Raw genomic sequence first — 15091 nt, forward strand, 5'->3', positions numbered from 1 at the left:
GGCGGCTTCAGTCTCGCTGCGGGGCGGGAAGCGGAACCGGGGCGGGCGCGCAGACGCGGAGGCCGATGCGGATGTCCCTCAACCAGGGCTCGTTGGGCATTCGCGAGTTGGAGCGGTTGGAGATCCGGTCGTAGTACCAGGACCCGCCGCGGGCCACCGCCTCTCCGGGCTCGCGGACCGACCGCACCCATTCGATGACGTTGCCGGCCAGGTCCATCACCCCGAAGGGGCTGGCGGAAGCAGGGTGGGCCCCCACCTCGTCCGGGCCGAAGCCCAGTGGCTGCCGGCCATAGGTCTCATCGAAGTTCGCGTCGTCCGGCGCGAGCAGGTCGCCCATGGGAAACAGGCGGGCGTCCGCGCCACGCGCCGCGCGCTCCCACTCGTATTCGGAACACAGCCGGGCTCCCGGAATGCGCCCGGAGTGGTCCAGCCATGCGAGGTACGCCCGTGCGTCCTCCAGCGAGATGGCCGAGATGGGAAAGCGCAACCAGTCCTGCACGGCCCTGTGGGCGCGGCCCGGGTAACGGATGGGCTCGCCGCTGCTCGCATAGAGGGGGTGCTGCGTGGGCTGCAGCATGAGCCGCCAGCCCGCCTTCTCCCGGGTGAGCGCCAGCGCGCCGGCCGTCGACCGCACGCCGGGCGTCCGTCGCCTCCGCTCGTCCGGTGGCAGCGCCTCAAGGAACGCGAGCCACTCGGCGAACGTCACCTCATGGCGGGCGATGAGGTAACCCCCGGTCGTCACCTGCCGGAGCGGGGGGGCCTGGAGGAACTCGCGCCGCAGGGCCTCGTCGTCGCTGCTTCCAAAGAGGAAACGGCCCGGCGGGATGTAGACGAAGCCCTCCGGGATGTCGGCCGCCCGCGGCAGGGGGATGCGCGCCTGGAGGTGCTCTCCCGGTGAGAGCACCACTGGCAGGACGGCGCGCGCCAGGCCCGGCGCCTGGAAGGTGAGGACATAGGACCCCGGGCCCGTAGCGAGGGCGTGCGACGCGATGGGCGTCGGGCCCAGGGAGATGCCTTCGGACAGCCTGGGCGCTTCGGGCACGCCCGTGTCGTGCTGGAGCAGCACCTCCGCGCCCGGCGGCTCCGTGGTGAGGTCCAGGACCGGCGGTGCGAGGAGCCGGCGTTGGCCGGTGCCGTCGTCATCGAGGCTCGCCAGCCTGCGCAGGGCTTCGCGCCGCTGTCCGGGACGGAAGAACCACTCCGCCAGCTCCATGCGCCCGGTCAGGACCTCCGCGAGCAGTCCGCGGGCCTCCCGCCGCGAGCCGTCCAGCAGCAGGGCGGTGTCGAGCGCCTGCGTGGCGCGCTGGTAGGCCTCGTCCGCGCGGCCATCGCTCTTTCGTGCCTCGGCCCAGGTCTCCTCCGGCGGCCCTCCCTCTCCCACGACCGGAGCACCGGTGAGGGCGCGCTCCCCTCGCGCGTCCCATCCCTGGAAGGCGTCCGCGCGCGAGGCCTTCGCCGCGGCATGGTGGGCCCGGGCTTCGGTGATGGACGCCCGGGCTTCATCCAGGTGCTCCTGCACCGTGCGCTCCAGCGCGTGGCGGCCCTTCAGCCAGGCCGTCCCCCCCGCCACCATCGCGGTGAGGGGCAGGGCCAGCACCAGCCCCAGGCGCCGCGCGAAGGTGCGCCGGAGCGCCCGCCGCGAGGCCTTGAGGAATGCCGCTTCCCGCCGCGTCAGCGCGAGCTTGCCGGCCGCGGTCACCGCGTCGAGCTCACGCCGGCTCCAGAGCGCCGAGGCGGGGCGGTCCGCGCGCTCCCAGCCGGCCGCGGCGAGCCTCACCCGCTCGAGCACCTGCCGCTCCTGGTGGGCCGCTTCAAGCCATCCGCGCAGGGTGGACCAACCCTCGAGCAGGGCTTCGTGCGCCACCTCGTGGACGTGCGCCTCGCCGTCCTGCCGGACCACGACGAGCCGCGCCCGGACCAGGGCCTCCAGCGCGAGGCGATTCGCGGAGGTCTCGGCACCGAGTTCCCCGGTGGTCCGCCGGACCCGGGTGCCTTCCGGGCTGATGAGTCGCAAGAGCAGGCCGCGAGCCGCCAGGCGCGCAGCGGGGGCCAGCGCCGCCAGCGCTCCGTCCGCGTGACGGCCCAGGGCCCCGGCCACGCCCCCGAGCGCCTCCAGCGACGCCTCCCGGATGTGCTGGGCCGCCCGGTCGCGTGCATCCCACAGCTCGGCGAGCGTGAACTGGAGGAGGGGCAGTCCTCCCGGGGCGTGGGCGGAGGACGCCACGAGCGTGTCCACCAGGGCCTCCGTCTCGAACGCGACGCCCGTCACGCGCGCCGGACCCACTACGGCCTCGCGCGTTCCTTCCGGGCCCAGCGGCTTGACGAGGAAGAGGGCGCGCGCCACTTCATCCTCCAGCCCCGGCAGCGCCGCCAGCCGCGTGAAGAAGTCCCCTCGCACCGTGGCCAGCGTGCGCACCCCCCGGGCCAGGATGGCCAGGTGCCCGAGCACCTGCGTGAAGGCGGACGCCTCGTCCGGCTCGCTCTGGGTGAACAGCTCCTCGAGCTGATCGATGAACAGCAGGGTGCCCCGCGTGGGCCCGGCGGCGCGCAGGGTCCGTGCCATGGCCGCGGGCTCACGCCGCACCTGGGCGGCCAGTGTCTCCTCGGACAGGCCGAGCCGGCTCGCCACCGCGGCAACCAACGCCGTGAAGGGCCGGCGCCCGGGCAGGAGCGACAGCACGGTGTATGCACAGCCGTCCTCGAGCCCCGCTTGCGTGACGAGCGGCGACACTCCCGCCCGGCACAACGAGGACTTGCCCACGCCCGAGTCCCCCGCGACGAGCACCAGCGCCTGGGAGCGAAGCCGCTCATGGATGGCGCGGATCTCCGCGCCGCGTCCGAAGAAGACCCCCCGGTGCTCCGCGTCGAAGGCCTGGAGCCCGCGATAGGGATTGCCGGGGGGGACCGGCACCGGGTCGCCGTCCTCCTTCAGGCGCTCGAGCTCCGCGCACAGGGTGTCGGCGGAGGCGAAGCGCCGCGCCGGATCGTATTCAAGACACCGGAGGAGGATGGCGCGCAGGCGGACGCCGAGCCCGCTTCCGGATGGCTCCGGCGCCGGGCCGGGGGGGCGCGCTTCGGGGGCCCTGGGGTCGTCCACCGCTCCGCTCGCGGTGGGCTCGTCGAAGGGGCGATGGCCCGCCAGCAGTTCATGAAGCACCATGCCCAGGCCATAGACATCTCCCCGCGGGCCGGGCGGTTCGCCACGCAAAGCCTCCGGCGCCATGTACCCGCGCGTGCCAGCGATGGGGACGGGGGGCCGGGCCGCGGGCGCGGCGTCCCCCGGAGCCGCCGTCCAGGACAGGGCGAGCCCGAAGTCGACGAGCTTCACCTCGCCATCTGGAAGCACCATGACGTTGTCCGGTTTGAGGTCGCGGTGAAGCACCTGCGCGCGGTGCGCGGCGGCCAGTCCCCGGCCCAGTCCCAGGGCGATGGCCAGGACCCGCTCCGGGGGGAGCGGCGTGGACAGGCTCCTCAATGAGTCGCCGGGGAGGAACTCCTGCACCAGATAGGGGTGGGAGCCCACTTCCGAGACCCGGTACACCGTCACCACGTTCGGATGGCGGAGGCGGGCGAGCGCCCGGGCCTCGGCGAAGAGCCGGTCGCGCTGGCCCGGGCCGGACCGCTCGGCGCCGATGAACTTGATGGCGACCCTCCGCTGGAGTGCCGTGTCTTCGGCCAGGTAGACGCGGCCCATTCCCCCCTGGCCCAGCAGGCGGATGAGGCGGTACTCGTCGAACGCTGGGGGAGGCTCCCAGCCCTCTGGGCCTGAGGCGCTCAAGGCATCGGAGGAAGCGCGCAGTTCCCACCCTCACAGGTCTTGGGCCCGAGGGGATCCCCGCCGCACGAGGGACACCGGGTGCGGAGCCCGCCTCCCGACCCATCGTCCGTGACGCAGTACTCGTTCTTCCAGGTCTGGGTCAGCAACAGGAAGGGCACGCCCCCATCGAAGTACTCCCTCAAGGGGGTCCCCGCGTCACCGGGCTGCTGGCAGTCGTAGCTCGCCGTCAGGTGCGTTCCTGGCGCCCCCCGGATGCTCGAGAGGGGGGCGGGGGCGTAACGCGGACGCAGACACCTTTCCCCGCCTGGCATCACTCCGAAGGGCAGGGCGCCTTGCTCGTTCCAGGCGGCCTCGAAGAGCAGCGGCGGAAGCCCTCCGCCGTCGAAGGTGTCCTGGGTCTGGATGCCATGGCCGTCGACGAAGTCGACGTAGGTGCCCTGGCACGTGAAGGGCTCGCCGTCACCGTTGTAGTCGGCGCGCGCGGCCCGCACACACGCCTGGAACAGCCGCGCGAGCGGGGGGCCTCCATCCCACTCCTGATCCGGGAGGTAGCCCCAGTGCGCGCAGACGCCGACCGCGCCCGTCGTGCAACTCGCCGTGAAACAGGGCGCGTCGCCGCCTCCGTCGTTGAATCCTCCATCCGGCATCCAGCAGCCGGGGAGGATCACGGCCTTCCCTTGATAGAAGTCACCCGCGTCCGGTGAGCATTCATTGGGGTTCTGCGTGCGATAGCCCTTGCCTGCGCAGACGTTGCGGTTCAGTGCGACATCGGTCACGGAATAGAGCTTGAGCTGGGCGCCCGCGTCTTGAAGGACCGCGGGCAGGCACGGGTCCACGGGCGGGCTCTCGGTGATTCGATAGAGCCGCCCATCGCTTCCCGTCCAGATGCCGGCGCCACCGCCGAACCGTTTCTGGAAGAAGACGCTGCCGCCATCGACTCCAGCCCAGCCGGTAGGGCTTGGCGCCTGAGGATTGACGTGATCCGGCTGGGGGGGCGTGGCCGCGCGGGAGGCCTGGGCCCGCGGCCCGGATGCGATGGGCACGGCACAGTCCTGGCCGCTCAGCGCCGCCATCAAGGCCATCATCGACAGGGGAAGGAGCGAACGCATGGGGCCCTCTGGGAAGTCTCAACCGAGGCGCGGCGGGGGGACGCGGTAGTGGTCCAGCTCGAGCCCGAAGTCCTCGATCCACCGATACACCTGCTGCCGCGAGCACCCGAGGTGCCGGGCGACTTCCGCGACCTTTCCCTGGTGCGCGCGCAGGTGGGTCTCCAACTCCTGGGGGGTGGATTCGACGGCGCGCGCCGGACGCGGAGCAGGAGGCTGGGAGGAGCCCTCCTCCGCTGACGCCGGCGCGGGAGGCCTGGCCGTCAGCATCCGCCGCTCCGCCTTCAGCTCGTGCTCCACCTGCATCCCCAGTTTCAGCGGTCCTCCGTCCGAAGCGATGACCGCGATGGAGAGCACGTTGAGCAGGCCCCGCACGTTGAGCGGCCAGTCATGCAGGAGCAGCGCCTCGGCGAGGCCCACGCCGATGGGCCGGGCTTCGGCCTTCATGCGGCCGAGCAGGTGGAGCGCGAGCGGCGCGATGTCCTCGCGGCGCTCGCGCAGGGGGGGCATCAGGAGGCGCCACTGGACGAGCCTCGCGTAGAGGTCCGCACGGAAGGCGGCCTCGTTCACCTGCGAGACGAGGTCCCGGTGGGTGGCCGCGAGCACCCGCACGTCGATGGGAAGCTCCTGCGTCCCTCCCAGGGCGCGGACCCGCCGCGTCTCCAGCACGCGGAGCAGCTTGACCTGGAGCATGGGCGGCATCTCCCCCAGTTCGTCCAGGAACAGCGTGCCCCCATGCGCCTCGCGCAGAAGCCCGTCCCGGGAGGCCGCCGCGCCAGTGAACGCACCGCGCACATGCCCGAACAGCTCGCTGTCCAGCACGCTCTCCGCGACGCCTCCGCAGTTGAGCGCGATGAAGGGCCCCTCGCGGCCGCTCATTTCATGGAGCGCGCGCGCCACGACCTCCTTGCCCGTCCCGGTTTCGCCCAGGATGAGCACCGACTGCTCATACCGCGCCGCCCGCTCGAGGTCGCGGTGAAGCCGCGTCAGCGCCGCGCTCCTGCCCACCAGTCCGTCGATACGCTGTTCGTCATTCGAGGCCTCGGAGGCCTCGGCGAAGACAAACAGCGTGTCCCCCATTCGAAGGACGTCTCCCCACGCGAGGGGGGCGCGTCCCGTGAGCTGTCGTCCATTGAGACGGGTGCCATTGTGGCTTCCCAGGTCTTCGACGAACCAGGTCCCCCCGACGTGTTCGATGCGCGCATGGCCACGGGAGAGCCGGGCATCGTCCAGGGCGACGCGGGAGAAGAGGGGGGCGCCACGCCCCAGGAGCGTCGCGCCGCTTCCAAGCCCATGCCGTTCATCCCCGATGAACGTGTCACGCGTATAGGCAAGGACGAGCGCCGCCGCTCCGGTTCCGCCTTCAGCAGAGGGCGCGTGCTCGGCGCTGAGGGTATCGTCGGTCATCTTGCCGGCACCCATCCTATTGCAAGCAGATGGAAACCGGAAAGACCTGTTCATGCTGTATATTGACAGGCCGCCCGATTCGTCATTCTGACAGCGGAAAATGACGCACCCCTGGGGGGTGCGTCATCAAAAGCCCGGGATGCTCAGAAACGGCTGCCCTTGGTGGCTGACAAGGCGGTCAACCACGGGATGCGGCCCGTGGGAAAGGAAGGAAGCGGTCTCCCTTCCTTCCCACGACTTCAGCGGCTACGGGCTGAACATGCCGGTGAGCACGCTGGCGCGGCCTCGAGGCAGCGCGCGCTTGTACGGGCTCGTCGCGAGGTCCGAGCCGGGCTGGTACCAGCTCTGGATCTCGGCGAAGTACGTCTGGCCCGCCAGCAGCACGCCCGGGGGCAGGTACACGCTCTGGAGGTCCGTGTGCAGCGCCGCCACGCGCGTCGCGGTGGTGGCGCCGTTGCTCGTGCCCAGCCGGTAGATGTTCACCACGTAGTTCGTGGCCGTGCCGACCAGCGGCTTCGACCAGCGCAGCGAGGCGTCGGTCCCCACGCCCGTGAGGTTCTGGAACGCGCCACGCGTGTTCACCTGGGGCGCCTGCACCGGCCCGACGAGGGGCTGCACGGGCGCGGCGGTGAACGCGCTCGCCTCCTGATCCACGCGGATGTCCACACCCATGGTGTAGGGCGTCGCGGTTCCCAGCGTGTAGCTCTTCGTGAAGCCGGCGGCGACGAGCGCCACCTTCTGCCACGTCGCCGGGAGCGGGTTGTTGTAGGTCATGCTCCCCGTGACGATGTCGGTCCGCAGCGTGTCAGGATTGAGCTTCACGAGCAGTGGCTGCCCGCTGATGGACGCGAACGCCGAGCTCAGCGCGGCCGGCCGGGCGGACATCCAGATCTCGTTGTACGTGCTGACCGCGCCCGGGTTCACCTGGGTGCGCATGGCTTCGAAGGCCGAGCGTCTCCAGTCCACCGCGAAGGTGCCTGTCGCGGCGGGCTGGGTGAAGGTCCCGCTGACGGAGACGGGCTGGCCCTCCACCTGCGTCATGCTCGTGTTGAGCACCTTGTGCATCGCGCGGTAGGGAACTCCATTCGCGCTCGTCTGCCACCGCATCTGCGCCAGCGAGAACACATCCCCGAGGCTGCTATCGAGCAGCACCGGGTTGAGCATGTCGGCGTAATTGAAGCTCAGCCCGGAGAGCGACGTGGCGCCCGCCAGGGGGAACCCCGTGACGCCGCTGTTGACGTAGCCGAACGCGCCCGGGTTCAACGAATACACCTCCAGGTAGTCCCCCGACTGCCAGGGAGACAGGCCGGTGGCGGACACCGTCACGGGGGTGGGCAGCGAAACGAAGGTGCCATCGCGGCCCCACTCCGTGGAGCCCAGGTCGAACGCACGGCCGGTGCTCACCAGGTAGCGCGAGCCCAGCTTCAGGTAGATGCGGCCGGAAGGGACGTTCGGCACGGAGAGGGTGCCGTCCGCGGAGCCCGTGCCCGGATAGGCCGTGAACGCCCCGGTCGTTGAGTCCCGCGTGTATGCCACCACGGACGTGGCGGACTGGTCGTAGGGCTTCGTCTCGTTGCCCGACGTGGCGACGAAGGTGACCGGGCTGGTGCCGGTGACCTGGGTGATCAGGCCCTGGGTGACCTGGGAGGTCGCGTCCGTCGACACGGAGGAGTCCACCGCCTCGGCCTCGTCGAGACCCCCGCAGCCGACCCCTGTCATGCCGACCAAAATCCCGATGGAAATCAATGTCTTATGCATTGGGAAGGCAACCCTTTCGGCGACGCCCTGATTGGCGCCGCGCAGGGAGATTCATACCGTGCCGGTCTGACATTTCCGGGAGCGCTTCGAGTCCGACTTTCCCTCGGAACTGTGAAGGCAAACGCGCTTGCCGGCAGGTGAGCCCGGCAACGGCCTCCGTTGATGACTGGCGCTGTTCCTCGTCTGGGTACGGAGTCGTGGACAATCCATGAAGATGCCATGCGTTGCCGTCCCTTCGGACAACACCCTCATGGACCTGCGCCTGCTGCCCCCTCCTGCGCAGGCACAGGCGAAGGCCGATGCGCCCCGCCCGGGTGACGCGACGTCGTCCCGTGTGCCTCCCTGGGCTCGGCGCCCATGAGGTCGAGGCGTGTCACCGGTCTCCCTGGACCCAGCGTGAAGCCGCCGCAACTCCGTGTGCTTCCTTGTGGCCGTTGCGTGGCCTTCAGGGTCGCCCCGTTTCTTTGGGGGGTCGGCAATGTATACTGGCGGACAATTACGCTGACCATGGAACGTACGGGGGCAAAGGTCTGAAGCTGTTCGGACCCTCCGCCATGCGCGTGACCCTTCCGGCGGCGGCACGCCCCCCACGGGTGCTGACGGCGGGAGTTCCCCTGAACGCTGTGTGGAGTCAAATCCATGTCCAAGCCGTGGCCCCGGTGGCCTCTGCTCCTCGCCGGTCTTTTCTCGGCGAGCTCATCCCTCGCGGCTGAGAAACTCAGCCCTGTTGCCCCATCCACGCTGATGCAGCTCCAGGTCCGGGAGCCAGCCCGTGTGGCGCAATCCCTGGCAAGCCTCAAGGCGCAAAGCCTCAAGCTCGGGCTGGGCTCGCGGGACGACTTCCAACTGTCCAGCTCCAGCACGGACTCCTTTGGCCAGACGCACGCGCGCTTCGAGCAGACATACCAGGGCATCCCCGTGTGGGGCGCCATGGCCATCACCCACCAGGGACTGTCCGCGGGGGACCTCCGCATCACCACTGACGGCCTGCGCAAGGGCATCCGCCTGGGCGTGACGCCTGCGCTGGACGCGAAGTCCGCGGTGACGAAGGCCACCCAGGAATTGGCGCCCAAGGGCGAGCTCGCCGTCACGCCGAAGAGCGAGCTCATCGTCTACCCCCAGACGCGGCTCGTGAACCGCTACCCCGGCAAGCCGGTCGCGGAGCAGAACGCGGCGGACTTCGACACGCAGGTCGTCAGCTACCGGCTCGCGTACCACGTGCACACCGAGCTGGAGAACGCGAAGGACGGCGTCAAGCACACGGACTTCATCGTCGACGCGCAGTCGGGCGAGGTGCTGAAGCAGTGGAACTCGCTCCAGACGGCCGCCGCCAAGGGCCTCGGCCACTCGCAATACAGCGGTGACGTCCCGTTGGACGTCTTCCAGAACACCCAGGGCCTCTTCGAGCTGCGCGACGTCACGCGCACCGGCGGCGAGGGCATCCGGACCTACGACGTCAACCACGCCGCCGTGCAGAGCGGCGTCGTTCCCACGCTGACCCTCTACACGGACGCCGACAATGCCTGGGGTGACGGGCAGAACTACATCGTCGGTGCCAACAACACCCTGAGCACCAACGGCCAGACGGCCGCCGTCGACGCGCACTTCGGCCTGCTGGCGACGTGGGACTTCTACAAGAAGATCTTCGGCCGCGACGGCATCGACGGCGTCGGCTCGCCCACCTACAACCGGGTGCACGCCAGCAACCTCTACAACAATGCCTTCTGGAGCGACGGCTGCTTCTGCATGAGCTACGGCGACGGCTCGTTTCCGGCCGCCGGCGGCCTCAGGTCCATGGGCGTGCTCGACGTGACGGGCCATGAGATGACCCACGGCGTCACCTCGCACACGGCCGGCCTCATCTACGACGGCGAGTCCGGCGGCCTCAACGAGGCCAACTCGGACATCTTCGGCACCCTGACGGAGTTCTGGGTGGCCAACGGCCGCGGCAGCGCCATTGGTGACACCGGCGGCAACTGGCTCATGGCCGAGCAGCTCAGCGCCTTCCCGCTGCGCGTCATGTTCCGCCCGTCGCTGGACGGCAAGAGCCCGGACGCCTGGTACCCCGGCCTCGGCAACGTCGACGTGCACTACAGCAGCGGCCCGATGAACCGCGCCTTCTACTTCCTGTCCCAGGGCGTGCAGCCGCTGGCGGTCAGCACCGACTACTCCAGCACCTACCTGCCCGCGGGCATGAGGGGCATCGGCAACGACAAGGCGGCGGCCATCTGGTACCGCGCGCTCACCGTCTACCTGTTCCCGTCGTCCAACTACCTGTCGGCCCGCACCAGCAGCCTCCAGGCCGCGGCGGACCTCTTCGGCTCGCAGTCCAACGAGTACCGCGCGGTGCAGAACGCCTTCGCGGCCATCAACGTGGGCTACACCGCCGGGACGTACGACGACCGCACGGCCCCCACCGTCGCCGCGAGCGTCTCTGGCAGCGCGCCGGACCTCCAGCTGAAGGCGCAGGCCGACGACAACGTCGGCGTGGCCCGCGTGGAGCTCTACGTCGACGGCGCCCTGGCGGGGACCGTCTCCTCCCAGCCGTTCCAGCTCCCGCTGGATGCCACCTCGCTGACCAATGGCGCGCACGCGTTGGTGGCGGTGGCGTTCGACGCGGCCGGCAACTCCGCCGCGTCCGCTCCGGCGAGCTTCACCGTCTCCAACACCTTCGCTCAGCTCCTGCTCAACCCGGGCTTCGAACAGGAGAATCTGGGCTGGACGGATGACCCGACGAACATCAACTTCCCGGTCTCCTCCGGCCCGCGCAACGGCCAGGGCTACGCATGGCTCAACGGCTATGGCACGACGCACGTCGACCGGCTGTGGCAGGACGTCACCATTCCCGCCGGCGTCACCCAGGCCGCGCTGACCTTCTTCCTCAACCTCACCACCTCCGAGACGACGACCACCGCGGTGCGCGACACGCTGACGCTGCAGGTGCGCGACACCTCGGGCACGGTGCTGGGGACGGTGGCGACGTGGTCCAACCTGGATGCGACGCTGGGCTATGCGCAGCAGAGCGTGGACCTGACGGCCTACGCGGGCCAGACGGTGCGAATCTTCCTGGAAGGCAGCGAGAACGCCTCGCTCGCCACCAACTTCCAGGTGGATGACTTCTCGCTGCGCGTCACCTCCGCGGCGGACGCCGAGGCGCCCCGGGTGAAGGCCAACGCGGTCATCTCCGGCACGCGCGTGGGCTACTTCGCGGACGTATCCGACAACGGCTTCGTCAACGCGGTGGAGTTCCTCGTCGACGGCACGTCCCTGGGCAACTCGGTCAAGTCGTTCTCCCGGGTCGTCAACCTCTCCACGCTGACGTCCGGCGCGCACACGCTCGTCGCCCGGGCCACGGACGCGGGCGGCAACGTGGGTGACTCCGCCATGGTGACGTTCTACGTGGACTCCACCTCCACCCAGCGCGTGCTCAATCCCAGCTTCGAGGCCGCCGGGAGCTGGACGAGCGCGACGACGACGTCGGGCTCGACAGGCATCCTCAGCAGCGCGTCGTTCGCGCACACGGGCAGCCGCATGTACGTCTTCTATACCAACGCGGGTCTGGCGCGGAGCTCCGTTCGTCAGTCCGTGGCCATCCCGGCGACCGCGACCTCGGCCATCTTCAGTTTCTGGCTGCGCATCTACAACGGTGCGTTCAACGACGCCGTGGCCCACCACACCATCAGCGCGAAGGTGAGGGACTCCGCCGGCACCGAGCTGGCGACGCTGAAGACGCTCTCCAACCTGGATGACACCGCCGGGGAGTACATCCAGCACCGCTTCGACCTGACCGCGTACAAGGGCCAGACGGTGCAGTTGTTCTTCGACGCGGACCAGACGGCGGCTCCTCAGATCACGGGCGGAGTCACCCAGGTCTTCCTGGACGACGTCAACCTGGTCACCTCCACCCAGGCGGACATCGAGAGCCCCACGCTCTCCGCCGCGGTCGATGGCAGCTACGGGACGGTGCAGCTCAAGGCCTCCGTGGGCGACAACATCTGGACGTCCACCCTCGCGTTCCTGGTGGACGACGCCCCGGTGACCTCGTTCACGGACGTGCAGGGCATCTACGCGACGGCGTTCGACACGAAGACCCTGTCCAACGGCACGCACCAGTTCAAGGCGACGGCCACGGACAAGGCGGGCAACACGACGGAGCGCGTGGTGACCTTCGAGGTGCGCAACTCCACCGTCCAGGACCAGGCCGCGCCGCACATCACCGCCAGCGTGGAGGGCCTGTTCGAGACCTACACGATGCGGGCCGAGGCCACCGACGACACGGGCGTTGCCTACGTGGAGTTCTACGTGGACGGCGCCCTGAAGGGCCGGACCTCGTCCGCGCCGTACCTGCTGCCGCTGTTCCTGATTCCGCTGGCGCCGGGGGAGCACATCCTCGAGGCGGTGGCGTACGACGCCTACGGCAAATGGTCCAAGGCGACCACCCCGTTCACGCTCCTGCCCGTCACGGTGGAGTTCGCGGTGGCGCAGCACGTGGTGCCGGTGGGTGGCTCCGTTGCCCTGCAGGCGAACGTGGCGAACGTGGTGAACACGGCGGTGAGCTGGTCCGTGGCGGAGGGCCGCGTCTGCGGCACCATCAGCACGGACGGCGTCTACGCCGCGCCGGGGGTCCGTGGCCTGTGCCACGTATCCGCGGCGAGCGTCGTGGTACCGACGGCGACGGCCGTGGCGACCTTCCAGGTCTACACCGGCGACATCAATGGCGACAACGTCGTGGACGGAGAGGACATGGGCCTGCTCGCGCAGGACTACGGCACCAACGGCTCCGAGGCGACCAACCTCGATGGCGCCGGCTCTGTGAACGACAACGACATCACCCTCTTCGTCAGCCAGTTCGGACGGTAATCCTTCATGAAAACGTGGATGAAGCTCATTGTTCCGCTCCTGATTGGGGCGCTGGCGGCCTGCTCCGACCCCGACTCGGGGCCGGTGACGGTGACTCCGAAGACCGTCACGGTGAAGGCCGGTGAGAAGTCGACCTTCAGCGCCTCGGTGAAGGACGCGAAGGACCCGCGCGTGCTCTGGTCGGTGGAGGGAGGCGACTCCCGCGGCACCATCAGCAGCTCGGGCGTCTACACCGCGCCGGCCGAGGCCGGCACGTACACCGTGGTGGCCACCAACGCGGTGGACACCTCGAAGAAGGACACGGCCACCGTCAAGGTGGAGGCGGTCCAGACTCCGACGGTCATCGTGAAGGTGACGCCGGAGGTGGCGACCATCGGGCAGGGGACCGTCACGGACCTCACGGCGGAGGTCTCCGGTTCCTCCATCACCGCGGTGCAGTGGTCCGTGGAGGGTGGCGACGAGAACGGCATCGTCAGCAGCACGGGCCGGTACACGGCGCCGGACAAGTCCGGCACGTTCACCGTGACGGCCACCAGCGTGGCGGACCCGACGAAGAAGGGCTCCGCCTCCATCACGGTGGAGCCCGTCGTCGTCGAGGAGGTGAAGGTGACGGTGAGCCCCACGTCGGCCACCACCACCTGGGATGGCACCGTCCAGCTGACGGCCGCGGTCACCGGCACCAACAACCTCGCGGTGCTGTGGTCCGTGGAGGGTGGCGACGCGAACGGCTACGTCAGCAGCACGGGCGTGTACCGCGCGCCGCACAAGGCGGGCACGTTCACCGTGACGGCCGCCAGCGTGGCGGACCCGGCGAAGAAGGCCACGGCCACCATCCGGGTGGACCCCGTCGTCGTCGAGACGGTGGCGGTGACTGTCTCTCCGAAGACGGGCACGGTGGCGCAGGATGCCGCCTTCTCCCTGTCCGCGCAGGTCACCGGCACCAACAACGCCGCGGTGCAGTGGTCCGTGGTGGGCGGTGACGACAACGGCACCGTGAGCAGCACGGGCGTGTACCGGGCGCCGCGCCGCGCGGGCACGTTCACCGTGACGGCCACCAGCGTGGCGGACCCGACGAAGTCCGACTCGGCCACCCTCACCGTGGACCCCATCGTCGTTCCGACGGTGGCGGTGACTGTCTCTCCGAAGACGGGCACGGTGGCGCAGGATGCCGCCTTCTCCCTGTCCGCGCAGGTCACCGGCAGCAGCAACGTCGCGGTGCAGTGGTCCGTGGTGGGCGGTGACGACAACGGCACCGTGAGCAGCACGGGCGTGTACCGGGCGCCGCGTCGCGCGGGCACGTTCACCGTGACGGCCACCAGCGTGGCGGACCCGACGAAGTCCGACTCGGCCACCCTCACCGTGGACCCCGTCGTCGTTCCGACGGTGGCGGTGAGCGTCACTCCGAAGACGGCCACCGTGGATCAGGGGGCCGTCGTCAACCTCACGGCCGAAGTCACGGGCACCTCCGTCGTCGCGGTGACGTGGGCCGTCGAGGGCGGTTCGGCCAACGGCGCCGTCACCAGCTCCGGCGCATACACGGCGCCGAAGAAGCCGGGCACGTACACCGTGACGGCCACCAGCGTGGCGGATGCGTCGAAGAAGGACTCCGCCGTCATCACCGTGCCCGTCGCCGGCACGGTGAAGTACGAGGACCCCACGGGTACGGGCTGGCGCCTGGTTCGCAACGCCAGCCTGTCCTCGGGCAACACGCTGGTGCTGGACCTGGTGGGCCCCACGGGCCAGTCCGGCCGCGGCGCGGACCTGACGCTGGGGCTGGATGCGGCCACCGCGTCCTGGTCCACCGTGGACGGCTCCGAGTACGTGGCCAACGGTGGCTACGAACTCGGCGCCGCGCCCCAGTTGCTCAAGTCGGGCGTGAAGGGCAGCACGCTGAGCGTGGGCGTGTACCAGAAGGGCGCTCCGGCGCACGCGTACAACGGCGCGCTGCTGTCCGTGGCGCTGACCGTGAAGGCCACCGCAGAGACGCCGGCCGGCACCGTGGTGCCGCTGAACGTCCTCAAGGCGCACGCGCTGCCGGCTTCCGGCTCGCTGCAGGCCATCAACGTGGCGGTGGGCACCCTCACCACCGCGCAGTAGTCCGGAGCCTGACGCAGTGAGAGCGGCGGCCTTCCCCAGGGAAGGCCGCCGTTTTCATGGATGCGCCCAGCATGGGCATGGCTTG

6 protein-coding genes are annotated in these 15091 nt (G+C 70.0%); 2 read left to right on the forward strand and 4 right to left on the reverse strand.

The genetic code is table 11. The features are described 5' to 3' along the window. Window positions 1-7: 7 nt before the first annotated feature. From D7X32_RS00430 to D7X32_RS00445, 4 genes are all read right to left on the reverse strand, one after another. The gene (locus D7X32_RS00430; protein WP_120600490.1) at window positions 8-3778 is read right to left on the reverse strand and encodes a bifunctional serine/threonine-protein kinase/formylglycine-generating enzyme family protein; all 3771 of its coding nucleotides are present in this window, start codon (window positions 3776-3778) and stop codon (window positions 8-10) included. Further along, window positions 3775-4887, reverse strand: a complete 1113-nt coding sequence (locus D7X32_RS00435; RefSeq protein WP_244238782.1) for an ADYC domain-containing protein — start codon at window positions 4885-4887, stop codon at window positions 3775-3777. Before D7X32_RS00435 ends, D7X32_RS00430 begins: the two co-directional genes overlap by 4 nt. Before the next feature lie 18 nt (window positions 4888-4905). Further along, a complete protein-coding gene (locus tag D7X32_RS00440; RefSeq protein WP_244238783.1) occupies window positions 4906-6291 on the reverse strand; it encodes an FHA and sigma-54 interaction domain-containing protein in 1386 nt (461 codons plus the stop codon). 246 nt (window positions 6292-6537) lie between these two features. Then, complete coding sequence (locus D7X32_RS00445) at window positions 6538-8049, reverse strand: ABC transporter substrate-binding protein (protein ID WP_120600492.1); 1512 nt, start codon at window positions 8047-8049, stop codon at window positions 6538-6540. Window positions 8050-8823: 774 nt separating this feature from the next. Here D7X32_RS00445 and D7X32_RS00450 point away from each other — a divergent pair. Beyond that, window positions 8824-12909 (forward strand): M4 family metallopeptidase, encoded by a 4086-nt coding sequence (locus tag D7X32_RS00450; RefSeq protein ID WP_158625548.1) that lies wholly within the window; start codon window positions 8824-8826, stop codon window positions 12907-12909. 18 nt (window positions 12910-12927) lie between these two features. Next, on the forward strand, window positions 12928-15006 hold the full coding sequence (locus D7X32_RS00455; protein ID WP_120600494.1) for an Ig-like domain-containing protein: 2079 nt from the start codon (window positions 12928-12930) through the stop codon (window positions 15004-15006). The last annotated feature ends 85 nt before the right edge of the window (window positions 15007-15091 follow it).

Source organism: Corallococcus carmarthensis, assembly GCF_003611695.1.
Taxonomy (GTDB): domain Bacteria; phylum Myxococcota; class Myxococcia; order Myxococcales; family Myxococcaceae; genus Corallococcus; species Corallococcus carmarthensis.

Coding starts and splice junctions, on each gene's coding strand:
- D7X32_RS00435 (WP_244238782.1), bottom strand. CDS start 4,887: ATGCGTTCGCTCCTTCCCCTGTCGATGATGGCCTTGATGGCGGCGCTG.
- D7X32_RS00440 (WP_244238783.1), bottom strand. CDS start 6,291: ATGACCGACGATACCCTCAGCGCCGAGCACGCGCCCTCTGCTGAAGGC.
- D7X32_RS00445 (WP_120600492.1), bottom strand. CDS start 8,049: ATGCATAAGACATTGATTTCCATCGGGATTTTGGTCGGCATGACAGGG.
- D7X32_RS00455 (WP_120600494.1), top strand. CDS start 12,928: ATGAAGCTCATTGTTCCGCTCCTGATTGGGGCGCTGGCGGCCTGCTCC.